General features: G+C 61.9%; 23 protein-coding genes and 1 pseudogene. 23 read left to right on the top strand and 1 reads right to left on the bottom strand.

Annotated features, from left to right (window positions below):
• Window positions 1-194: 194 nt before the first annotated feature.
• From rpoB to QF036_RS18960, 7 genes and pseudogenes are all read left to right on the top strand, one after another.
• Complete coding sequence (rpoB, locus tag QF036_RS18990; protein WP_307104323.1) at window positions 195-3,701, top strand: DNA-directed RNA polymerase subunit beta; 3,507 nt, start codon at window positions 195-197, stop codon at window positions 3,699-3,701.
• A gap of 101 nt (window positions 3,702-3,802) precedes the next feature.
• On the top strand, window positions 3,803-7,702 hold the full coding sequence (locus QF036_RS18985) for a DNA-directed RNA polymerase subunit beta' (protein ID WP_307104321.1): 3,900 nt from the start codon (window positions 3,803-3,805) through the stop codon (window positions 7,700-7,702).
• 532 nt (window positions 7,703-8,234) lie between these two features.
• Window positions 8,235-8,609, top strand: coding sequence for a 30S ribosomal protein S12 (rpsL, locus tag QF036_RS18980; RefSeq protein ID WP_003803830.1), 375 nt, complete (start codon window positions 8,235-8,237; stop codon window positions 8,607-8,609).
• Window position 8,610: 1 nt separating this feature from the next.
• Window positions 8,611-9,081: a 30S ribosomal protein S7 gene (gene rpsG, locus QF036_RS18975; protein ID WP_003803829.1), complete on the top strand. Its 471-nt coding sequence runs from the start codon at window positions 8,611-8,613 to the stop codon at window positions 9,079-9,081.
• Window positions 9,082-9,150: 69 nt separating this feature from the next.
• A complete protein-coding gene (fusA, locus tag QF036_RS18970; RefSeq protein ID WP_306924884.1) occupies window positions 9,151-11,265 on the top strand; it encodes an elongation factor G in 2,115 nt (704 codons plus the stop codon).
• Window positions 11,266-11,519: 254 nt separating this feature from the next.
• Window positions 11,520-12,711: pseudogene (gene tuf, locus QF036_RS18965) on the top strand (elongation factor Tu).
• Between the two features lie 158 nt (window positions 12,712-12,869).
• Complete coding sequence (locus QF036_RS18960) at window positions 12,870-12,995, top strand: hypothetical protein (RefSeq protein WP_262982871.1); 126 nt, start codon at window positions 12,870-12,872, stop codon at window positions 12,993-12,995.
• A 44-nt stretch (window positions 12,996-13,039) separates the two neighbouring features.
• Here QF036_RS18960 and QF036_RS18955 read toward each other — a convergent pair whose 3' ends face one another.
• On the bottom strand, window positions 13,040-14,488 hold the full coding sequence (locus QF036_RS18955; RefSeq protein ID WP_307104319.1) for a GH1 family beta-glucosidase: 1,449 nt from the start codon (window positions 14,486-14,488) through the stop codon (window positions 13,040-13,042).
• A 395-nt stretch (window positions 14,489-14,883) separates the two neighbouring features.
• Here QF036_RS18955 and rpsJ point away from each other — a divergent pair, with 395 nt between their 5' ends.
• The 16 genes from rpsJ (at window position 14,884) to rplF (ending at window position 23,092) form a co-directional block, all read left to right on the top strand.
• A complete protein-coding gene (gene rpsJ, locus QF036_RS18950; protein WP_003803825.1) occupies window positions 14,884-15,192 on the top strand; it encodes a 30S ribosomal protein S10 in 309 nt (102 codons plus the stop codon).
• A gap of 17 nt (window positions 15,193-15,209) precedes the next feature.
• Window positions 15,210-15,860 (top strand): 50S ribosomal protein L3, encoded by a 651-nt coding sequence (gene rplC, locus QF036_RS18945; RefSeq protein WP_003803812.1) that lies wholly within the window; start codon window positions 15,210-15,212, stop codon window positions 15,858-15,860.
• Between the two features lie 4 nt (window positions 15,861-15,864).
• The gene (rplD, locus tag QF036_RS18940; protein ID WP_307104317.1) at window positions 15,865-16,485 is read left to right on the top strand and encodes a 50S ribosomal protein L4; all 621 of its coding nucleotides are present in this window, start codon (window positions 15,865-15,867) and stop codon (window positions 16,483-16,485) included.
• The gene (gene rplW, locus QF036_RS18935) at window positions 16,482-16,787 is read left to right on the top strand and encodes a 50S ribosomal protein L23 (protein WP_011692807.1); all 306 of its coding nucleotides are present in this window, start codon (window positions 16,482-16,484) and stop codon (window positions 16,785-16,787) included. Before rplD ends, rplW begins: the two co-directional genes overlap by 4 nt.
• A 29-nt stretch (window positions 16,788-16,816) precedes the next feature.
• Window positions 16,817-17,656, top strand: a complete 840-nt coding sequence (gene rplB / locus QF036_RS18930; protein ID WP_205652793.1) for a 50S ribosomal protein L2 — start codon at window positions 16,817-16,819, stop codon at window positions 17,654-17,656.
• A 12-nt stretch (window positions 17,657-17,668) separates the two neighbouring features.
• Window positions 17,669-17,950: a 30S ribosomal protein S19 gene (rpsS, locus tag QF036_RS18925; RefSeq protein ID WP_011692805.1), complete on the top strand. Its 282-nt coding sequence runs from the start codon at window positions 17,669-17,671 to the stop codon at window positions 17,948-17,950.
• Window positions 17,951-17,988: 38 nt separating this feature from the next.
• Window positions 17,989-18,354 carry a 50S ribosomal protein L22 gene (rplV, locus tag QF036_RS18920; RefSeq protein WP_003803798.1) on the top strand — a complete coding sequence of 122 codons (366 nt, stop codon included), beginning with the start codon at window positions 17,989-17,991 and terminating at the stop codon, window positions 18,352-18,354.
• Window positions 18,355-19,191 (top strand): 30S ribosomal protein S3, encoded by an 837-nt coding sequence (gene rpsC / locus QF036_RS18915; protein ID WP_003803796.1) that lies wholly within the window; start codon window positions 18,355-18,357, stop codon window positions 19,189-19,191.
• Window positions 19,192-19,608, top strand: coding sequence for a 50S ribosomal protein L16 (rplP, locus tag QF036_RS18910; protein WP_003803795.1), 417 nt, complete (start codon window positions 19,192-19,194; stop codon window positions 19,606-19,608).
• 2 nt (window positions 19,609-19,610) lie between these two features.
• Window positions 19,611-19,940, top strand: a complete 330-nt coding sequence (gene rpmC / locus QF036_RS18905) for a 50S ribosomal protein L29 (protein WP_003803792.1) — start codon at window positions 19,611-19,613, stop codon at window positions 19,938-19,940.
• Window positions 19,937-20,242, top strand: coding sequence for a 30S ribosomal protein S17 (rpsQ, locus tag QF036_RS18900; RefSeq protein WP_076801234.1), 306 nt, complete (start codon window positions 19,937-19,939; stop codon window positions 20,240-20,242). Before rpmC ends, rpsQ begins: the two co-directional genes overlap by 4 nt.
• Window positions 20,243-20,743: 501 nt before the next feature.
• Window positions 20,744-21,112: a 50S ribosomal protein L14 gene (gene rplN, locus QF036_RS18895; protein WP_003803789.1), complete on the top strand. Its 369-nt coding sequence runs from the start codon at window positions 20,744-20,746 to the stop codon at window positions 21,110-21,112.
• Window positions 21,113-21,115: 3 nt separating this feature from the next.
• The gene (gene rplX / locus QF036_RS18890; RefSeq protein WP_003803770.1) at window positions 21,116-21,475 is read left to right on the top strand and encodes a 50S ribosomal protein L24; all 360 of its coding nucleotides are present in this window, start codon (window positions 21,116-21,118) and stop codon (window positions 21,473-21,475) included.
• Entirely contained in the window at window positions 21,475-22,056 is a 582-nt protein-coding gene (gene rplE, locus QF036_RS18885; RefSeq protein ID WP_003803769.1) for a 50S ribosomal protein L5, read from the top strand. The genes rplX and rplE overlap by 1 nt, the downstream gene beginning before the upstream one ends.
• An 82-nt stretch (window positions 22,057-22,138) precedes the next feature.
• Window positions 22,139-22,537, top strand: coding sequence for a 30S ribosomal protein S8 (gene rpsH / locus QF036_RS18880; RefSeq protein ID WP_003803767.1), 399 nt, complete (start codon window positions 22,139-22,141; stop codon window positions 22,535-22,537).
• A gap of 18 nt (window positions 22,538-22,555) precedes the next feature.
• Entirely contained in the window at window positions 22,556-23,092 is a 537-nt protein-coding gene (gene rplF, locus QF036_RS18875) for a 50S ribosomal protein L6 (RefSeq protein WP_003803764.1), read from the top strand.
• Window positions 23,093-23,094: the final 2 nt, after the last annotated feature.

The following is a 23,094-nucleotide window of genomic DNA, read 5'->3' as shown; positions in this document are numbered from 1 at the left end:
CTTCAGCCTTCATATAGCGGTGGGCTTAGCCTGTTAGCTGTTCCATCAATGTGCCGTGAACAACGTCACCAGCATGGGCAGAACCAGGTTCCGGGTCATATAGCGGAACCGGATGGTAGCACTGCGGAGTCACTTCGCAGGGTGAAAAGCGGGGGAGATCTGAAAACGCCTGAAGGTCTGTGGAAGGATCCCTCTTGGTCGCCTCGAGCACCTCTAATAACGAAACCGCTAATACGGCAAGCACCGATGGTGCGACTCGCCGGCTCTCATTCGCAAAGATTCACGAACCTCTTGACGTTCCGAATCTGCTTGCCCTGCAGACGGACAGCTTCGACTGGCTGGTCGGAAATGAACGCTGGCAGGCCCGCGTTGCGAAGGCCGTCGAAGAAGGCGACCTGAGCGTCGCCACCACCTCCGGTCTTTCCGACATCTTCGAAGAGATCTCCCCGATTGAGGACTTCCAGGGCACCATGTCCCTGAGCTTCTCCGATCCGGAGTTCGCTGATCCGAAGTACACCATGGCTGAATGCAAGGACCGGGACGCTACGTACTCGGCACCGCTGTACGTCAAGGCCGAATTCATGAACAACAACACGGGCGAAATCAAGCAGCAGACCGTGTTCATGGGTGACTTCCCGCTGATGACCGAGAAGGGCACCTTCGTCGTCAACGGCACCGAGCGTGTCGTCGTTTCCCAGCTGGTCCGTTCCCCGGGCGCCTACTTTGAGCGCGCCGCTGACAAGACCAGCGACAAGGACATCTTTACCGCAAAGATCATTCCGTCCCGCGGCGCCTGGTTCGAGCTCGAGATCGACAAGCGCGACCAGGTCGGCGTGCGCCTCGACCGCAAGCGCAAGCAGTCGGTCACGGTGCTGCTGAAGGCCCTCGGCTGGACCGAAGGCCAGATCCTCGAGGAGTTCGGCCAGTACGACTCTATGCGTGCAACGCTGGAGAAGGACGCCACCGAAACCCGCGAAGACGCCCTGCTGGACATCTACCGCAAGCTGCGTCCGGGCGAGCCGCCCACAGTCGAGGCTGCCCAGTCCCTGCTGGACAACCTGTACTTCAACTCCAAGCGCTACGATCTGGCCAAGGTTGGCCGCTACAAGATCAACCGCAAGCTTGGCATCGACCGCTCCCTTGGCGACAAGGAAGCCTCGGTCCTGCACGTTGAAGACATCGTGGCCATGATCAAGTTCCTCGTCGCGCTGCACGCCGGCGAGAAGACCCTCATGGGCAAGCGCGACGGTGAAGACCACGAGCTGCGCGTCGAGATCGATGACATCGACCACTTCGGCAACCGCCGCATCCGCGCCGTCGGTGAGCTCATCGAGAACCAGGTCCGCACCGGCCTGTCCCGCATGGAGCGCGTCGTCCGCGAACGCATGACCACGCAGGACGTCGAGGCCATCACGCCGCAGACCCTGATCAACATCCGTCCCGTTGTGGCAGCCATCAAGGAGTTCTTCGGAACCTCCCAGCTGTCCCAGTTCATGGACCAGAACAACCCGCTCTCGGGTCTGACCCACAAGCGCCGCCTTTCCGCGCTTGGCCCGGGCGGTCTGTCCCGTGACCGTGCAGGCATGGAAGTCCGAGACGTCCACCCGTCCCACTACGGACGTATGTGCCCCATCGAAACCCCTGAAGGCCCGAACATTGGTCTGATCGGCTCGCTGGCATCCTACGGCCGCATCAACCCGTTCGGTTTCATCGAGACGCCGTACCGCCTGGTCAAGGATGGCGTCGTTTCCGACGACGTCCAGTACCTGACGGCCGACGACGAGGCAGAGGTCCTGATCGCACAGGCCAACGCTCCGCTCGACGAGAACAAGCGCTTCGCTGAAGAGACCGTCCTGGTCCGTGCCCGCGGTGGTGGAGGCGAGCCCGTGCTCGTTCCCGCCGCTGACGTTCAGTTCATGGATGTTTCCCCGCGCCAGATGGTGTCCGTGGCAACCGCCCTGATCCCGTTCCTCGAGCACGACGACGCCAACCGTGCACTCATGGGTGCCAACATGCAGCGCCAGGCTGTGCCGCTGGTCCGTTCCGAGGCCCCGTTCGTGGGTACCGGCATGGAGCGTGCTGCCGCCGTCGACGCCGGTGACGTCACCATCGCGAAGAAGGCCGGTGTGGTCACCGAGGTCTCCGCCGAGCTCGTTGTCATGCTCAACGACGACGGCACGGAAACCAACTACCGCATCAACAAGTTCGCCCGCTCCAACCAGGGCAACTGCTACAACAACCGTGTCCTCGTGAACGAAGGCCAGCGCCTGGAAGTTGGCGGCATCATCGCCGACGGCCCGGCAACGGACCAGGGCGAGCTCGCCCTCGGTAAGAACCTGCTCGTGGCATTCATGTCATGGGAAGGCCACAACTTCGAGGATGCCATCATCCTGTCCCAGCGCATCGTGGCGGAGGACGTCCTGTCCTCCATCCACATCGAGGAGCACGAGATCGATGCCCGCGACACCAAGCTTGGTGCCGAGGAAATCACCCGTGACATCCCCAACGTGTCCGAGGAAGTCTTGGCAGGCCTGGACGAGCGCGGCATCATCCACATCGGTGCCGAGGTTGAAGCCGGCGACATCCTGGTCGGAAAGGTCACCCCGAAGGGTGAAACCGAACTGACCCCGGAAGAGCGCCTGCTCCGCGCCATCTTCGGCGAGAAGTCCCGCGAAGTCCGCGACACCTCCCTGAAGGTTCCGCACGGCGAGTCCGGCACCGTCATCGGCGTGCGCGTCTTCGACCGCGACAACGACGACGAACTGCCCCCGGGCGTCAACCAGCTGGTCCGCGTCTACGTGGCTGCCAAGCGCAAGATCACCGACGGCGACAAGCTCGCCGGCCGCCACGGCAACAAGGGTGTTATCTCCAAGATCCTCCCGATCGAGGACATGCCCTTCCTTGCCGACGGTACCCCCGTTGACATCGTGCTGAACCCGCTGGGTGTTCCGGGCCGTATGAACGTCGGCCAGGTGCTGGAAACGCACCTCGGCTGGGTTGCCAAGACGGGCTGGAAGATCGAAGGCGAGCCGGAGTGGGCCAAGCAGCTGCCGAACCTGCCGCGCGAGAGTGGCCAGACCACTGTTGCAACGCCAGTCTTCGACGGCGCCCGCGAAGAGGAAATCACCGGGCTGCTGGACTCCACCAACCCGACTCGTGACGGCGAACGCCTGATCAACTCCTCGGGCAAGACGCGCCTGTTCGACGGCCGCTCCGGCGAGCCGTTCCCGGATCCGATCTCGGTCGGCTACATGTACATCCTGAAGCTCCACCACCTGGTGGACGACAAGATCCACGCCCGCTCCACCGGCCCGTACTCCATGATCACGCAGCAGCCGCTGGGTGGTAAGGCACAGTTCGGTGGCCAGCGCTTCGGTGAAATGGAAGTGTGGGCGCTCGAAGCTTACGGTGCCGCCTACACGCTCCAGGAACTGCTCACGATCAAGTCCGATGACATCCACGGCCGTGTGAAGGTCTACGAGGCGATCGTCAAGGGCGAGAACATCCCTGAGCCGGGTGTTCCCGAATCCTTCAAGGTGTTGATCAAGGAAATGCAGTCGCTGTGCCTGAACGTGGAAGTGCTTTCCACGGACGGAACCACAATTGAAATGCGTGACTCTGATGACGCAGTCTTCACGGCTGCGGAAGAACTGGGCATCGATCTGTCTCGTGCAGAGCCCAGCTCCGTAGAAGAGGTCTAGCAGGGGTCCCGACGGCGGGTGGTGACCACCCGTCGTCGGCCTCTCCCTCTCCCCGTAAACAAGACTTCAGAATTTAGAGAACAAGAGAGAACAGGGACCATATGTCCAGCGAATCCTCCTTCGGCCTCATGCAGATCGGCCTCGCCACCGCGGAAGACATCCGCGGCTGGTCGTACGGCGAGGTTAAGAAGCCGGAAACCATCAACTACCGCACGCTCAAGCCCGAGAAGGACGGCCTCTTCTGCGAGAAGATCTTCGGCCCGTCCCGTGACTGGGAATGCTACTGCGGCAAGTACAAGCGCGTGCGCTTCAAGGGCATCATCTGTGAGCGGTGTGGCGTCGAGGTCACCCGCGCCAAGGTGCGCCGTGAGCGCATGGGCCACATCGAACTGGCTGCTCCCGTCACCCACATCTGGTACTTCAAGGGTGTTCCGTCCCGTCTGGGCTACCTCCTTGACCTGGCTCCGAAAGACCTCGAAAAGGTCATCTACTTCGCTGCCTACATGATCACCAGCGTCGACGAAGAAAACCGCCACGCGGAACTGCCCAACCTGCAGGTTGAGCATGACGTCGAGAAGAAGCAGCTGATCGACAACCGCGACTCCGACATCGCCACAATCGCCCGCGACCTTGAGAACGAGCTTGCCCGTCTCGAGGGCGAGGGTGCCAAGGCTGCCGACAAGAAGAAGGCACGCGACTCCGCTGACCGCCAGATGGCGAACGTGCGCAAGCGCGCCGACGCGGAGATCGAGCGCCTCGAGCAGGTCTGGGACCGCTTCAAGAACCTGAAGGTCGCCGACCTCGAAGGTGACGAGGGCCTGTACCGCGAACTGCGCGACCGCTACGGCATGTACTTCGAAGGCTCCATGGGTGCCGAGGCCATCAAGAAGCGTCTTGAGAACTTCGACATGCAGGCCGAGTCCGACAACCTGCGCGACATCATCGCCAACGGCAAGGGCCAGCGCAAGACCCGCGCCCTGAAGCGCCTGAAGGTGGTCAACGCGTTCCTGACCACCAACAACAGCCCGCTCGGCATGGTGCTGGACGCCGTCCCGGTGATCCCGCCGGAACTGCGCCCGATGGTCCAGCTGGACGGTGGCCGCTTCGCGACCTCCGACCTCAACGACCTCTACCGCCGCGTGATCAACCGCAACAACCGACTCAAGCGACTGCTTGACCTGGGTGCTCCGGAGATCATCGTCAACAACGAGAAGCGCATGCTTCAGGAAGCTGTTGACAGCCTCTTCGACAACGGCCGCCGCGGCCGTCCGGTCACCGGACCGGGCAACCGTCCGCTGAAGTCCCTGAGCGACATGCTCAAGGGCAAGCAGGGCCGTTTCCGCCAGAACCTGCTCGGCAAGCGCGTCGACTACTCCGGCCGTTCGGTCATCGTCGTCGGCCCGCAGCTGAAGCTGCACCAGTGTGGTCTGCCCAAGCAGATGGCGCTGGAGCTCTTCAAGCCGTTCGTGATGAAGCGCCTGGTTGACCTCAACCACGCCCAGAACATCAAGTCGGCCAAGCGCATGGTGGAGCGTTACCGTCCGCAGGTCTGGGACGTGCTGGAAGAGATCATCACCGAACACCCGGTGCTGCTCAACCGTGCACCTACCCTGCACCGCCTCGGCATCCAGGCATTCGAACCGCAGCTTGTTGAAGGCAAGGCCATCCAGCTCCACCCGCTGGTTTGTGGCGCGTTCAACGCCGACTTCGACGGCGACCAGATGGCAGTCCACCTGCCGCTGAGCCCCGAAGCCCAGGCTGAGGCCCGCATCCTGATGCTGTCGTCCAACAACATCCTGAAGCCGTCCGACGGCCGTCCGGTGACCCTGCCTTCGCAGGATATGATCATCGGCCTCTACCACCTGACCACCAAGCGTGTGGGTTCAGCCGGTGAAGGCCGGATCTTCGGCTCCGTGTCCGAGGCCATCATGGCGTTCGACGCACACGAGCTGCACCTGAACTCCCAGGTCAAGATCCGTCTTGAGGGCTTTGTTCCTTACGCCGGCTGGGAAGCTCCGGAAGGCTGGGAGCAGGGTCAGCCCGCACTGGTGGACACCTCCCTGGGCCAGGTTCTCTTCAACGAGACCCTGCCCGAGGACTACCCGTGGGTTGAGGCTGTTGCCGACAAGGGCGAGCTGTCCCGCATCGTCAACGACCTTGCGGAGCGCTACCCGAAGGTTGTCACGGCCGCAACGCTGGACAACCTGAAGGACGCCGGTTTCTACTGGGCCACCCGCTCAGGTGTCACCGTCGCCATCTCCGACATCGAGGTTCCGGAGGCCAAGCCGGCCATCCTGGCCGGATACGAGGAGCGCGCCGCCAAGATCCAGGGACAGTACGACAAGGGCCTGATCGACGACGACGAGCGTCGCCAGGAACTCATCGAGATCTGGAACAAGGCAACCAACGAGATCGCCCAGGCCATGCGCGACAGCCTGTCGCCCATGAACACCATCAACCGCATGGTGTCCTCCGGTGCACGTGGTAACTGGATGCAGGTCCGCCAGATCGCGGGTATCCGTGGCCTGGTGGCCAACCCGAAGGGTGAAATCATCCCGCGTCCGATCAAGTCCTCCTACCGTGAGGGCCTGTCGGTGCTGGAATACTTCATCGCCACGCACGGTGCACGTAAGGGTCTTGCCGACACCGCGCTGCGTACCGCCAACTCGGGTTACCTGACCCGTCGTCTGGTGGACGTTTCGCAGGACGTCATCGTCCGTGAAGAGGACTGCGGCACCGAACGCGGCCTCGTCACGCCGATCGCCGTGGCTGACGCCAACGGTGAGCTGACTCTGGACGAGAACGTCGAGAACAGCGCCTACGCCCGTACGCTGGCCGTGGACGTCGTCGACTCCAAGGGCAACGTCTTGGCTCCGGCCGGCACCGACTGCGGTGACGTCGTGATCGCTGAGCTGTTCGCAGCCGGCATCACCGAGGTCAAGGTCCGCTCCGTGCTCACCTGTGAGTCCAGCGTCGGAACCTGTGCCCTGTGCTACGGCCGTTCGCTGGCCACCGGCAAGACCGTGGACATCGGTGAAGCTGTGGGCATCATCGCCGCACAGTCCATCGGTGAACCCGGTACCCAGCTGACCATGCGTACGTTCCACACTGGTGGTGCTGTTTCGGCCAGCGGTGGCGACGACATCACCCAGGGTCTGCCCCGTATCCAGGAGCTCTTCGAAGCCCGTACCCCGAAGGGTGTGGCGCCGATTGCGGAAGCAGCCGGCCGCATCACCATCGAGGAATCCGAGCGTCAGATGCGCCTGGTGATCACTCCGGACGACGGTTCCGAAGAGATCGCCTACCCGGTCCTGCGCCGGTCGCGTCTCCTGATCGAGGACGGCCAGCACGTGTCGGTGGGCCAGAAGCTCATCAACGGTCCGGTCGACCCGAAGCAGGTCCTGCGCATCATGGGCCCCCGTGCCGCACAGAAGTTCCTCGTGGACGAAGTGCAGGGCGTGTACCGCAGCCAGGGCATTGGCATCCACGACAAGCACGTGGAAGTCATCGTCCGACAGATGCTGCGCCGCGTCACGGTCATCGAATCCGGCGACTCCGACCTGCTCCCGGGTGAGCTTGCCGAGCGCAGCCGGTTCGAGGATGCCAACCGCCGCGTTGTATCCGAGGGCAAGACTCCGGCTTCCGGACGTCCCGAGCTCATGGGTATCACCAAGGCGTCGCTGGCCACCGAGTCCTGGCTGTCCGCGGCATCCTTCCAGGAGACCACCCGCGTCCTGACGCAGGCGGCCATGGAAGGCAAGAGCGATCCTCTGCTCGGCCTCAAGGAGAACGTCATCATCGGTAAGCTGATCCCGGCCGGCACGGGTCTCCCGCGCTACACCGAGATCACGGTGGAACCGACTGAAGAAGCAAAGGCCAACCTGTTCACCGGCCCGAGCGCATTCAGCGATTTCTCCTACGACACGCTGGGCGGCGACGGAGCTCCTGAGTTCCACGCCATCCCGCTGGATGACTACGACCTGGGCAACGACTTCCGGTAAGGGGAGGGCCAGGCCCTTTCGTGTCGCGTTCCGCGCCACGTAGGGACCCTGCTGCTCCGCCCTTGAATGACAGCCTGACGACGGATGGTCCCGCACCGCAAGGTGGGGGACCATCCCCGTTTAACGAGTGCTCCGGCAACGCCCTTTTGGGAACCCTAAACGGCGTTGCCGGAGCAATCGATGAGGGACGAGCGGCCGATTAAGGCCTCAGGGCAGTCCGTGCTAAACTTGAGACCAATTGTTATTGTGGCAGTGGATGAGTGCGCCCGGTGTTAGCTAGAAGGCTGTATCAGCTGAAAGGCAGAACCGAGAGCGACGTTTCCGGTTTGCAGGGTTCTTGTGCAACGTATGCCACATTTTCGCATGCCTAGGGACAATTGCGGCCGCGAGCCGCAGCGTCCTCCGTATGCGAATCCGACATCAAGGCTTCGCCTCAGCTGCTCTGGAGACTTCTTCAAAGCTCGGGCGGCGAGGCAAAGAAACAGGAGAGCGGCTGTCAGAGGCCGCTCCGGATAAAACGGAGAACACGAAAGTGCCTACGATTAACCAGCTGGTCCGCAAGGGCCGCACGCCGAAGGTCTCAAAGACCAAGGCTCCCGCGCTTAAGGGCAGCCCGATGCGCCGCGGTGTTTGCACCCGCGTCTACACCACCACCCCGAAGAAGCCGAACTCGGCTCTGCGTAAGGTTGCACGTGTGCGCCTCAACGGTGGCATCGAAGTTACCGCCTACATCCCCGGTGTTGGCCACAACCTCCAGGAGCACTCCATTGTGCTTGTCCGTGGTGGTCGTGTGAAGGACCTCCCCGGCGTCCGCTACAAGATCGTCCGCGGTGCCCTCGATACCCAGGGTGTCAAGAACCGTAAGCAGGCACGCAGCCGCTACGGCGCAAAGATGGAGAAGAAGTAATATGCCTCGCAAGGGTCCGGCCCCCAAGCGGCCGCTCGTATCAGATCCCGTCTACGGCTCCCCGCTGGTCACCCAGCTGATCAACAAGGTGCTCGTTGACGGCAAGAAGTCCACCGCAGAGCGCATTGTTTACGGTGCCCTCGAAGGTGCACGCGCGAAGTCCGGCGGCGACCCCGTCGCAGCCCTCAAGAAGGCCATGGACAACGTCAAGCCTTCCCTCGAGGTCCGCTCCCGCCGTGTCGGTGGCGCCACCTACCAGGTTCCGGTTGAGGTCAAGCCGGGCCGCTCCACCGCCCTCGCCCTGCGTTGGCTGGTCGGCTACTCCAAGGCCCGCCGCGAAAAGACGATGACCGAGCGTCTCCAGAACGAAATCCTGGATGCCTCGAACGGTCTCGGTGCCGCTGTGAAGCGTCGCGAAGACACCCACAAGATGGCCGAGTCCAACAAGGCCTTCGCCCACTACCGCTGGTAAAACTTCCCGTACGCCGCCGGCTCAAACGAGCCGGCGGCGAACGCGTAGTCCATCCGAAAGGGAGACACCGTGGCACAGGACGTGCTTACAGACCTTAGTAAGGTCCGCAACATCGGCATCATGGCCCACATCGATGCCGGCAAGACCACCACCACCGAGCGCATTCTGTTCTACACAGGTGTGAACCACAAGATTGGCGAAACGCACGACGGCGCTTCGACCACTGACTGGATGGAACAGGAAAAGGAACGCGGCATCACCATCACGTCTGCCGCCGTGACCTGCTTCTGGGAAAACAACCAGATCAACATCATCGACACCCCGGGCCACGTGGACTTCACGGTTGAGGTTGAGCGCTCCCTGCGCGTCCTCGACGGTGCCGTCGCCGTCTTCGATGGCAAGGAAGGCGTCGAGCCGCAGTCTGAGACCGTTTGGCGCCAGGCTGACAAGTACAACGTTCCGCGTATCTGCTTCGTCAACAAGATGGACAAGCTCGGCGCTGACTTCTACTTCACCGTAGACACCATCGTCAGCCGCCTCGGTGCCAAGCCGCTGGTCATGCAGCTGCCCATCGGCGCCGAGAACGACTTCATCGGCGTCGTGGACCTGCTCTACATGCGCGCACTGGTGTGGCCCGGCGATGCCAAGGGTGACGTCACCATGGGCGCCAAGTACGAAATCCGCGAGATCCCGGAAGACCTCAAGGCCAAGGCCGAGGAATACCGTTCAACCCTCGTGGAGACCGTTGCAGAGGCCTCCGAAGAACTCATGGAGAAGTACCTCGAAGGTGAAGAACTCACCATCGACGAACTCAAGGCCGGCATCCGCAAGATGACGATCAACTCCGAGCTCTACCCGGTGTTCTGTGGTTCCGCGTTCAAGAACCGTGGCGTTCAGCCGATGCTCGATGCAGTCGTCGACTACCTGCCGAACCCGCTCGACGTCCCGCCGATGATCGGTCACGATCCCCGTGACGAAGAGAAGGAACTGACCCGCAAGCCGTCCGCCGAAGAGCCGTTCTCCGCTCTGGCGTTCAAGATTGCTGCGCACCCGTTCTTCGGCCAGCTCACCTTCATCCGCGTGTACTCCGGTCACGTGGAAGCAGGCGCACAGGTGGTCAACTCCACCAAGGGCAAGAAGGAGCGCATCGGCAAGCTGTTCCAGATGCACGCCAACAAGGAAATGCCTGTTGAGGGCGCTACCGCCGGCCACATCTACGCAGCGATCGGTCTGAAGGACACCACCACGGGCGATACCCTGTGCGACTCCAGCAACCAGATCGTCCTCGAGTCCATGAGCTTCCCGGAGCCCGTGATCTCGGTTGCCATCGAACCCAACACCAAGGGTGACCAGGAGAAGCTCTCCACGGCCATCCAGAAGCTCTCCGCTGAGGACCCGACCTTCCAGGTCTCCCTCAACGAAGACACCGGCCAGACCATCATCGCCGGCATGGGCGAGCTCCACCTGGACATCCTGGTGGACCGCATGCGTCGCGAGTTCAAGGTCGAGGCCAACGTTGGCAAGCCGCAGGTCGCTTACCGCGAAACCATCAAGCGTGCCGTTGAGCGTCACGACTACACGCACAAGAAGCAGACCGGTGGTTCCGGCCAGTTCGCAAAGATCCAGATCGCGATCGAGCCGCTGGACACTGCGGAAGGCGAGCTGTACGAGTTCGAGAACAAGGTCACTGGTGGCCGTGTTCCGCGCGAGTACATCCCGTCGGTCGACGCCGGTATCCAGGACGCACTGAATGACGGTGTCCTGGCCGGTTACCCGGTTGTTGGCATCAAGGCAACGCTGGTTGACGGCGCCTACCACGATGTTGACTCCTCGGAAATGGCGTTCAAGATCGCCGGCCGTATGGCTTTCAAGGAAGCCGCACGCAAGGCGAACCCTGTTCTGCTCGAACCGCTGATGGATGTTGAGGTCCGCACCCCTGAGGAATACATGGGTGAAGTTATCGGTGACCTCAACTCCCGCCGTGGCCAGATGCAGTCCATGGAGGATGCCCAGGGCGTCAAGGTTGTCCGCGCACACGTACCGCTGTCCGGCATGTTCGGCTACATCGGTGACCTGCGTTCGAAGACCCAGGGCCGCGCTGTGTACTCCATGACGTTCAACAGCTACGCCGAGGTCCCGAAGGCAGTTGCCGACGAGATCATCCAGAAGTCCCGCGGCGAATAGTCCCAGGACTGTCCACGCGACAAGCTGCGAAAAACCAGGTGCGTTTCCCCTGCGGAACACACTTAGTGCGGATGGCCGGAACACTGGTTCCGGCCCGGTTCCGGCCATCAGCACGAACAGGCTCTAGGCACTAGTATTAGTTCCTGAATCTGCAATTTCATCAATCCAAAGCCCCCAAGTAGACTTACTGGAGTTTCTGCCGCGATAAGCGCGGTCGAAGGTAAGCCATTTGAAAAACGTTCTAGGAGGAACCTGTGGCAAAGGCAAAGTTCGAGCGGACTAAGCCGCACGTTAACATCGGTACCATCGGTCACGTTGACCACGGTAAGACGACGTTGACGGCCGCCATTTCCAAGGTGCTGTACGACAAGTACCCGACTCTCAACGAGAAGCGTGACTTCGCGTCGATTGACTCTGCTCCCGAAGAGCGTCAGCGCGGCATTACCATCAACATCTCCCACGTTGAGTACCAGACCGAGAAGCGCCACTACGCACACGTAGACGCTCCGGGTCACGCTGACTACATCAAGAACATGATCACCGGTGCTGCTCAGATGGACGGCGCGATCCTCGTGGTTGCCGCTACTGACGGTCCGATGGCTCAGACCCGCGAGCACGTTCTGCTCGCCCGCCAGGTTGGTGTTCCCTACCTGCTGGTCGCGCTGAACAAGGCAGACATGGTTGACGACGAGGAACTCCTCGACCTCGTTGAAATGGAAGTTCGTGAGCTCCTGAGCTCGCAGGGCTTCGACGGCGACGAAGCACCGGTTGTCCGCGTTTCCGGCCTGAAGGCTCTGGAAGGCGACCCGGAGTGGGTCAAGTCCGTTGAGGACCTGATGGCTGCTGTCGACGAGTCCGTTCCGGACCCCGTACGTGACCGTGACAAGCCGTTCCTGATGCCGATCGAAGACGTCTTCACGATCACCGGTCGTGGCACCGTTGTGACGGGTCGCGCCGAGCGCGGTACCCTCGCCATCAACTCTGAGGTCGAGATCGTCGGTATCCGCCCGGTCCAGAAGACCACCGTTACCGGTATCGAGATGTTCCACAAGCAGCTCGACGAAGCATGGGCCGGCGAGAACTGTGGCCTCCTGCTCCGCGGTCTGAAGCGCGACGACGTCGAGCGTGGCCAGGTTGTCGTCAAGCCGGGTTCCATCACCCCGCACACCGACTTCGAGGCCAACGTCTACATCCTCTCCAAGGACGAAGGCGGACGTCACAACCCGTTCTACTCGAACTACCGCCCGCAGTTCTACTTCCGTACCACGGACGTAACCGGCGTTATCACACCTGCCGGAAGGCACGGAAATGGTTATGCCCGGCGACAACACTGAGATGACCGTTGCGCTCATCCAGCCGATCGCTATGGAAGAGGGCCTCGGCTTCGCTATCCGTGAAGGCGGCCGCACCGTTGGTTCGGGACGTGTCACCAAGATCATCAAGTAACTCTTGCTGATTGCGGACCGTTTATCGGCCTGATCTTCGAAAACAGCCCCGCTGCTCTTGGCAGCGGGGCTGTTTTTGTGTCTGCAGTAACTGCCTGTGGAGGGTACCCTGCCCCTGATATGGTTGGTGCTCGCGACAGATGACAAAGAGGGAGCATCATGGGTTGGCTAATTTTCCTGCTGGTGGTTGCCGCCGTGGTGGTGGGCGTGGTTTGGGCGAAGAAGCACTTCCGCCACGAGATTGAACGCGCCAAGCGGATCAACCGGGCGAACAAGAACCAGTAGCTCCCAAGAACCAGTTGCTCCGGCGCCCGCGCAGCAGCCCGGCCTCAGGCCGTGCGAGCCCGCGCCCGGCTGAGTGCCTGCAGCCAATAGAAGGATTTCTTGGGCGTCCGTTTGAGGGTTTCGAAGTCCACATGCACCAGGCCGAACCGCTGCGAATACCCGGCCGCCCATTCGAAGTTGTCCATGAACGTCCACACGAAGTAGCCGAGGAGTTCCACGTCGTCCGCGATGCCGCCGGGAGCCGTGGCGTTCATCGCCTGGTCCAGATGATGCGCCAGGTAGTCGATCCGCCCCGAGTCCGCGATGGGGCCGGTGACATGCTCGGGCTCCGGAAAGCTTGCGCCGCTCTCGGTGATGTAGACCGGCGGCAAGGCCGTCCCGTACCTGTCCTTGAGCTCCCGCAGCAGGATGCCCAGATGCTCCGGCGCCACCGGCCAGCCGAATCCGGTGGTGGCGTATTCGGGGAAGGCCGCGAGATGGAACGGCACCCGCGCCATGGCCTGCGCATTGCCTGCCGGTGTGTCCGTCGGTCCCTCGCCTGCGGCGACGCGAACGGGATAGTAGTAGTTCACCCCGTAGAAGTCGAGCGGCTGGCTGATCAGGCGGAGGTCGTCGTCGGACGTCCGGGACAAAAACCTGAACCAGGGGCGGGCGGCAAGCGGCGGGGCGGGGTAGCGCCCCAGGAGGATGGGATCGGCGTAGACACGGTTGAGGACAAGGTCGCAGACCTTGGCCAGCAGCCGGTCCGCCAGCCGCCGGGTGGCAGGGCGCACAGGGGAGTGCAGGTTGGTGACGCCGATGGTTCCGGCCACGCCGGCCGCGCGCAGGGCCTGGACCGCGAGCCCGTGGCCGAGTAGCTGGTGATGGACCGACGGCAGCGCCTTGAACAGCAGGTCGCGGCCCGGTGCATGGACGCCGAGTGCGTAGCCGTTCAGCGTGACGGATACGGGCTCGTTGAGCGTGACCCACTGCGACACCCGGTCGCCGAGCCGCTTGCCGGCAGCCGCCGCGTACTCTGCGAAGCGCTCGGCTGTGGTGCGGTTCATCCACCCGCCGTCGCGCTCAAGGGGGAGGGGAGTGTCCCAGTGGTAGAGCGTGGCCATGGGGGAGATGCCGGCCGCCAGCAGCAGGTCAACCAGCCGGTCGTAGAAGTCCAGGCCCCGCGGGTTGGCTGCGCCGTGGCCCTCCGGATGGATCCGGGGCCATGAGATCGAGAAGCGGTAGGAGTCGACGCCGAGTTCGCGCATGAGGGCAACGTCTTCCGGCACGCGGTTATAGTGGTCACAGGCCACGGCCGGCGAATGACCGTTGAGGATGTTGCCCGGTGTGGCCGCAAAGGCGTCCCAGCCCGACGGCCCGCGGCCGTCCGCCGCCAGGGCGCCTTCGATCTGGAAGGCGGCGGCAGCAACGCCGAGCGTGAAATCCGGGCGCAGGCGTCCGGCGAGGTTTTGCACTGACGCGGCAAGGCCGGCGTCGGTGTTCTGCACAGCCATTTACCCATCATCCAACCGATGATTGCCGGCGGCAATGACGCCTGAGGCGGCGGAAACGGGACTGCAGAGACCCCGATTCGCATCCTCGGACAAATTCCGGCATACTAGTTGAGTTGTTCAAGCGCTTCTTCGCGTCCCGATCCGGATAATGCCGGGTGTCAGGGTCCAGGCTGAAGCCCAAACATAACCCAATTCCCCAAGGAACTGCGGGCTCGCGCGCTTTGCAAAGCGCGACACGCCCGACCGCGGGGGTCGGGTGCGCCGGCAGGTTGAGGAACCCGGATTCATCCGGATTCAGCTTGTGCGGCGGATGGTAGTTACGACTTCAAATGCTTCGGCAGCCATACAACACGCAAGTAAACAGAGCAGCACTTACTGAAAGAGAGTCAGGCGACATGGCGGGACAAAAAATCCGCATCCGGCTGAAGTCATACGACCACGAGGTCATTGACGTTTCAGCACGGAAGATCGTTGAGACGGTCACGCGCGCAGGCGCAACGGTAGTCGGCCCCGTGCCGTTGCCCACGGAGAAGAACGTGTACTGCGTTATCCGCTCTCCGCACAAGTACAAGGACAGCCGCGAGCACTTTGAAATGCGCACGCACAAGCGTCTGATCGACATCATCGACCCCACGCCCAAGGCTGTTGACTCGCTCATGCGTCTCGACCTGCCGGCCGACGTGAACATCGAAATCAAGCTGTAGGGAGGTGCTGAGAGACTATGACCGCAACCCGTAACGTAAAGGGCCTGCTGGGCACGAAGCTCGGCATGACCCAGGTCTGGGACGAGAACAACAAGCTCATCCCCGTCACTGTTGTCCAGGCTGACTCGAACGTCATCACCCAGCTGCGCAACGCAGAGACTGATGGCTACGTCGCCGTTCAGATCGGCTACGGCCAGATCGATCCCCGCAAGGTCACCAAGCCGCTGGCTGGTCACTTTGAAAAGGCAGGCGTCACGCCTCGCCGCCACGTCGTAGAACTGCGCACCGCAGATGCTGACTCTTACGAGCTGGGCCAGGAGCTTTCTGTTGAGCTCTTCGAAGCCGGCCAGAAGATCGACGTCGTTGGCACCACCAAGGGTAAGGGCTTCGCCGGTGTTATGAAGCGCCACGGCTTCCACGGCGTTGGAGCTTCCCACGGTGCCCACAAGAACCACCGTAAGCCCGGTTCTATCGGTGGAGCATCCACCCCGAGCCGCGTCTTCAAGGGCATGAAAATGGCCGGCCGCATGGGCGCCGTTCGTCACACCACGCTGAACCTCACGGTCCACGCGGTTGACGTCGAGAAGTCGCTGCTCCTGATCAAGGGCGCCGTTCCCGGTGCCCGCGGCCAGGTCGTACTCGTACGCACCGCCGTGAAGGGAGCCTAGTTCAATGGCTAACACTGTCAAGGTTGACCTGCCAGCAGAGATCTTCGACGTTCAGACCAACGTGCCGCTGCTGCACCAGGTCGTCGTTGCCCAGCTCGCTGCTGCTCGCCAGGGTACCCACAAGACCAAGACCCGCGCCGAAGTTTCCGGTGCAGGCCGCAAGCCGTTCAAGCAGAAGGGTACCGGCCGCGCCCGTCAGGGTTCGATCCGTGCTCCGCACATGACCGGTGGTGGCGTTGTCCACGGTCCCACCCCGCGTGACTACAGCCAGCGCACCCCCAAGAAGATGATTGCTGCTGCACTCCGCGGCGCACTGTCTGACCGCGCCCGTAACGGACGCATCCACGTCGTTGCTGACCTGGTTGCCGGCGACAAGCCGTCCTCCAAGGAAGCACTGGCAACGCTGCGCGGCGTCTCCGAGCGCAAGAACCTGCTCGTTGTCATTGAGCGCGCCAACGATGTTGCTGCACTGTCCGTGCGCAACCTCGAGGAAGTTCACGTTCTGTACGCAGACCAGCTGAACACCTACGACGTTCTCGTTTCTGACGACGTAGTCTTCACCAAGGCTGCCTATGAAGCATTCGTTGCTGACAAGGCTGCAAAGAACGAGGAGGATGCCAAGTGAGCGCAGCCACCATCAAAGACCCGCGCGATGTTGTGCTTGCACCCGTCGTGTCGGAAAAAAGCTACGGCCTGATCGACGAGGGCAAGTACACCTTCCTGGTGGACCCCCGCTCGAACAAGACCGAGATCAAGCTGGCCGTGGAGAAGATTTTCTCCGTCAAGGTCGAATCGATCAACACCATTAACCGTGCAGGTAAGCGCAAGCGGACCAAATTCGGATGGGGTACCCGCAAGAACACCAAACGTGCAATTGTGACCCTCAAAGAAGGCACTATCGACATCTTCGGCGGTCCGCTCGCGTAGCGGAGACCACTTTAACGAGGAAATGAATTATGGGAATCCGTAAATACAAGCCGACTACCCCGGGCCGTCGCGGCTCGAGCGTAGCGGACTTCACCGAAATCACGCGGTCGACGCCGGAAAAGTCGTTGGTACGTCCGCTGCCCAAAAAGGGTGGCCGTAACAACACCGGTAAGATCACGACCCGTCACAAGGGTGGTGGACACAAGCGTCAGTACCGTCTGATCGACTTCCGTCGCCACGACAAGGACGGCGTCAACGCCCGCGTTGCCGAAATCGAGTACGATCCGAACCGCACGGCTCGCATCGCCCTCCTGCACTACGTTGATGGCACCAAGCGTTACATCATCGCCCCGAACAAGCTCTCCCAGGGTGACTTCGTGGAGGCCGGCGCCAACGCTGACATCAAGCCTGGCAACAACCTGCCCCTGCGCAACATCCCCGTAGGTACCGTTATCCACGCAGTTGAACTGCGCCCGGGTGGCGGCGCCAAGATGGCACGTTCCGCTGGAGCTTCTGTTCAGCTCGTCGCCAAGGAAGGCCGTTTCGCCCAGCTGCGTCTGCCTTCCGGCGAAATCCGCAACGTTGATGTGCGCTGCCGCGCAACCATCGGCGAGGTCGGCAACGCTGAGCAGTCGAACATCAACTGGGGTAAGGCCGGCCGTATGCGGTGGAAGGGCGTTCGCCCGACCGTCCGTGGTGTCGCCATGAACCCGGTCGATCACCCGCATGGTGGTGGTGAAGGTAAGACCTCCGGTGGACGTCACCCGGTCAACCCGAATGGTAAGGCTGAAGGCCGTACCCGCCGTCCCAACAAAGAGAGCGACAAGCTTATTGTTCGTCGCCGTCGTACTGGCAAGAACAAGCGATAGGAGCCTGGACACATGCCACGCAGCCTGAAAAAAGGTCCTTTCGTTGACCAGCACCTCTTTGTGAAGGTGGACAGGGAAAACGAAAAGGGCACCAAGAACGTCATCAAGACCTGGTCCCGCCGCTCGATGATCATCCCCGATATGCTCGGGCACACGATCGCCGTGCACGACGGACGCAAGCACATCCCGGTGTTTGTCACCGAGTCGATGGTCGGGCACAAGCTCGGCGAATTCGCTCCGACGCGGACATTCCGCGGCCATGTCAAGGACGACCGTAAGGGCAAGCGCCGCTAGGCGCCTGCACTTACGTCAAAGACGAGAGAAGGAAAGCAATGGAAGCCAAGGCAATTGCGCGCCACATCCGCGTAACGCCTATGAAGGCCCGGCGCGTCGTCAACCTTGTTCGTGGAAAGCAAGCGAACGAGGCTCTGGCAATTCTGAAGTTTGCCCCCCAGGCAGCTTCAGAGCCGGTATTCAAGGTAGTTCAGTCGGCAATCTCCAACGCACGGGTCCTCGCGGACCGCGACGGTGTTGCGTTCGACGAAGGTGACCTCATCATCAGCGAAGCGTTTGTTGATGAAGGCCCGACCATGAAGCGGTTCCAGCCGCGTGCTCAGGGTCGTGCATTTCAGATCAAGAAGCGCACCAGCCACATCACCGTGGTAGTCGCTACCCCGGAGAAAGAGGAGGCTCGCTAAGTGGGACAGAAAGTAAACCCGCACGGGTTCCGACTCGGCATCACCACCGATCACGTATCGCACTGGTTCGCTGACAGCACCAAGTCCGGCCAGCGGTACAAGGACTTCGTTCGCGAAGACATCCGTATCCGCCAGCTCATGTCCACGGGCATGGAGCGCGCCGGCATCGCCAAGGTAGAGATCGAGCGCACCCGTGACCGTGTCCGCGTGGACATCCACACGGCACGTCCGGGCATCGTCATCGGCCGCCGCGGCGCCGAGGCAGACCGCATCCGTGGCGAGCTCGAAAAGCTCACCGGCAAGCAGGTCCAGCTGAACATCCTCGAGGTCAAGAACCCCGAGATGGAAGCCCAGCTTGTTGCCCAGGGTGTTGCAGAGCAGCTGACTTCCCGCGTGGCATTCCGCCGTGCGATGAAGAAGGCCATGCAGTCCGCACAGCGTGCCGGTGCCAAGGGTATCCGTATCGCTTGCTCGGGCCGTCTGGGTGGCGCAGAAATGTCCCGCTCGGAGTTCTACCGCGAAGGCCGTGTGCCCCTGCACACCCTCCGCGCGAACATCGACTACGGCTTCTACGAAGCCAAGACCACCTTCGGCCGCATCGGCGTGAAGGTCTGGATCTACAAGGGTGACGTCACCTCCAAGGAACTGGCTCAGCAGGCAGCTGCTGCTCCGTCCCGTGGCCGCTCCGGCGACCGTCCGGGCCGCCCGGGTGGCGCTGACCGTGGTGACCGCCGCCGTCGTAACGACCGTCCGGCAGCTGACGCAGCACCTGCTGCTGCAGCTCCGGCAGCCGAGGCAGCAGCACCGGCACAGGCAGCAGAAGGAGGACAGGCTTAAATGCTTATCCCACGTCGAGTCAAGCACCGTAAGCAGCACCACCCGGGTCGTTCCGGCGCTGCTACGGGCGGTACCAAGGTCTCCTTCGGTGAGTACGGCATCCAGGCCCTGAGCCCGGCATACGTCACGAACCGTCAGATCGAATCTGCCCGTATCGCGATGACCCGCCACATCAAGCGTGGCGGTAAGGTCTGGATCAACATCTACCCGGACCGTCCGCTGACCAAGAAGCCTGCCGAAACCCGCATGGGTTCCGGTAAGGGTTCGCCGGAGTGGTGGGTCGCCAACGTCAAGCCGGGCCGGGTTCTCTTCGAACTCTCCGGTGTCAATGAAGAGGTAGCTCGCGAGGCCCTGCGCCTGGCAATCCACAAGCTGCCGTTGAAGGCACGCATTGTGCGTCGCGAAGGTGGTGAGTAGAAATGGCAGTAGGGTCGAAGGATCTCGCACCCGCACAGCTGGACGGTTTCGACAACGAGCGTCTCGTTGAAGAACTCCGCAAGTCCAAGGAAGAGCTGTTCAACCTGCGTTTCCAGTCCGCCACCGGACAGCTGGAGAACCACGGTCGTCTGCGCGCGGTAAAGAAGGACATCGCACGCATCTACACCGTTCTCCGTGAGCGCGAGCTGGGCATTCGTGCCGAGGTTGCCGCACCGGTTGTGGAAGCCAAGGAAGAAAAGAAGTCCAAGAAGTCTGCAGCTAAGAAGGCTGAAAAGCCGGCCGAGGCTGAGACCGAGGAGGACGCCAAGTGAGTGAAAAGGACGAGAACGTGACGGAAACTGCTACGGCAGCTACGGCTGAGCAGCGCGGTTACCGTAAGACGCGTCGCGGCTACGTGGTCTCTGACAAGATGGACAAGACCATCGTTGTTCAGGTTGAAGACCGCGTGAAGCACGCCCTGTACGGCAAGGTCATCCGCCGCACCTCCAAGGTCAAGGCACACGACGAGCAGAACACCGCCGGCATCGGCGACCTGGTTGTCATCGCCGAGACCCGGCCCCTGTCCGCCACCAAGAACTGGCGGCTCGTGGAAATCCTCGAAAAGGCCAAGTAACACCCGCAGCACCGCCCTTGGCGGCTGCACCGGACACCCCCGTTCCCTTTGGGAGCGGGGGTGTCCGCGTTCCTGCAGGAAGTTGGTGCCCGGGTAGGTCACGCGGGGCATGCTTTTGGGGACCGCACGACGGCGGCGGGCCGGGGATTGCGGGGGGAGCGGCACCGGCGGTGCGCCGAAAGGCTGCCGTGCGTGACGCCGTCGTACGTTGCGGGGGAGCCCCGGCAGGTGATATGGAGCTGAGCCCCAACTGTGCTAGGATATTGAGTTTGTATGGCGCCTGTTGTGCGCCGACAGCAAACCTCGTAAACAATCGTGCCACGGCATAGTGCCCCCTTGTGCCTCCGCGGGCTTGGGAAGCAACTGTTTGTGGCACGGGCGTTTAGGCCTGGTCTGGCAAAATCCAGTCAGGTCAAGAGACACCCCGATCAACCGTTCCGCAAGGCTCATTCCGTAGGAAGATTTTCGGTCTGAGAACCGGCGCGACGCAAGGAGTAAATAGTGATTCAGCAGGAGTCGCGACTCAAGGTCGCCGACAACACGGGTGCTAAGGAAATCCTTACCATTCGCGTTCTCGGTGGATCTGGCCGTCGCTACGCAGGCATTGGCGACGTAATCGTCGCAACCGTCAAGGATGCAATTCCGGGCGGCAACGTAAAGAAGGGCGACGTCGTCAAGGCTGTCATCGTCCGTACCAAGAAGGAACGCCGCCGTGCGGATGGTTCCTACATCAAGTTTGACGAGAACGCAGCCGTCATCCTGAAGAACGACGGTGACCCCCGCGGTACCCGTATCTTCGGACCGGTTGGTCGTGAACTCCGTGACAAGAAGTTCATGAAGATCGTTTCTCTGGCTCCGGAGGTGCTCTAGTCCATGGCTAAGATCAAGAAGGGTGACCTGGTTCAGGTCATCACTGGCGCCAAGGCTGAGCGCGGCGGCGACCGTGGCAAGCAGGGCAAGGTTCTGCGCGTGTTCCCGGACACCAACCGCGTGCTGGTTGAGGGTATCAACCGCGTAACCAAGCACACCAAGGTCGGCCAGTCGCAGCGCGGCACCAAGACCGGCGGCATCGAGGTTGTCGAGGCTCCGATCCACGTTTCCAACGTGGCTCTCGTTGACCCGTCCACCAAGAAGCCGACCCGCGTTGGTTTCCGCCTCGACACCGTAGAGAAGGACGGCGTCAAGAAGACCGTCCGCATCCGCGTGGCCAAGAGCTCCGGGAAGGACATCTAATGACTGAGACTCTCGAGACTCCGGCAACGAAGATCGTTCCTCGTCTGAAGACCAAGTACGCCGATTCCATCAAGAGCGCGCTTCTTGAGGAATTCAAGTACGAGAACGTGAACCAGGTTCCCCGTCTGGTCAAGGTTGTAGTGAACATGGGTGTTGGAGATGCCGCTAAGGACTCCAAGCTGATCGACGGCGCTGTCCGCGACCTCACCCTGATCACCGGCCAGAAGCCGCAGGTCACCAAGGCCCGCAAGTCGATCGCCCAGTTCAAGCTGCGCGAAGGCATGCCCATTGGTGCACACGCAACCCTGCGTGGCGACCGCATGTGGGAATTCGTGGACCGTCTGGTCACGCTGGCTCTGCCCCGTATCCGCGACTTCCGCGGCCTGAGCGGCAAGCAGTTTGATGGCAACGGCAACTACACCTTCGGTCTGACCGAGCAGGTTATGTTCCACGAGATCGACCAGGACTCCATCGACCGCACCCGCGGTATGGACATCACGGTTGTGACCACCGCCAAGACCGACGACGAAGGCCGCGCGCTGCTCAAGGCGCTTGGTTTCCCGTTCAAAACCGAAGCTTAATTAACTACGTAAAAGGTCCGGCCGCTCGGGTCCCCCAGGGACAGAACGGCGGAAACCGTTACGAGGAAGGGCAAGTGCCCAAATGACAATGACAGATCCTGTCGCAGATATGCTTACGCGCCTGCGTAACGCAAACTCGGCATACCACGACTCCGTGTCTATGCCTTACAGCAAGCTCAAGGCCCGCGTTGCGGACATCCTGAAGGCCGAAGGTTTCATCGCCGGCTGGAAGGAAGAGGACGCTGAGGTCGGCAAGAAGCTGACCATCGACCTCAAGTTCGGTCCGAACCGCGAGCGTTCAATCGCTGGTGTCCGTCGCATCTCCAAGCCGGGTCTCCGCGTTTACGCGAAGTCCACCAACCTGCCGCACGTGCTGGGTGGCCTGGGTATCGCAATTCTGTCCACCTCTTCCGGCCTCCTGACTGACAAGCAGGCCGGCAAGAAGGGCGTGGGCGGCGAAGTCCTCGCTTACGTCTGGTAACGGGAAAGGAAGAGAATAATGTCACGTATTGGACGTCTCCCCATCACCGTTCCTGCCGGCGTTGAGGTCAAGGTTGACGGCTCTGTCGTCAGCGTCAAGGGTTCCAAGGGCGAGCTGAGCCACACTGTGGCCAGCCCGATCGAGGTTGCGCTGGAAGACAGCACCCTGACCGTCACCCGCCCGAACGACGAGCGCGCCTCCCGTTCGCTCCACGGCCTGACCCGCACCCTGATCGCCAACATGATCCAGGGCGTCACCGCAGGCTACGAGAAGAAGCTTGAAATCGTCGGTACCGGTTACCGCGTTCAGGCCAAGGGATCTGACCTTGAGTTCGCTCTCGGCTACAGCCACCCGGTCAGCGTTTCCGCTCCGGCCGGCATCACCTTTGCAGTAGAGGGGCCGACCAAGCTCTCTGTCTCAGGCATCAACAAGCAGCAGGTCGGCGAGGTTGCTGCCAACATTCGCAAGCTGCGTAAGCCTGACCCGTACAAGGGCAAGGGCATCCGCTACGCTGGCGAAGTCATCCGCCGCAAGGTCGGAAAGGCTGGTAAGTAACC

The sequence above is a fragment of the Arthrobacter globiformis genome, from assembly GCF_030817195.1.
Taxonomy (GTDB): Bacteria; Actinomycetota; Actinomycetes; order Actinomycetales; family Micrococcaceae; genus Arthrobacter; species Arthrobacter globiformis_D.
This window is presented reverse-complemented; position numbering and strand designations above follow the sequence as displayed.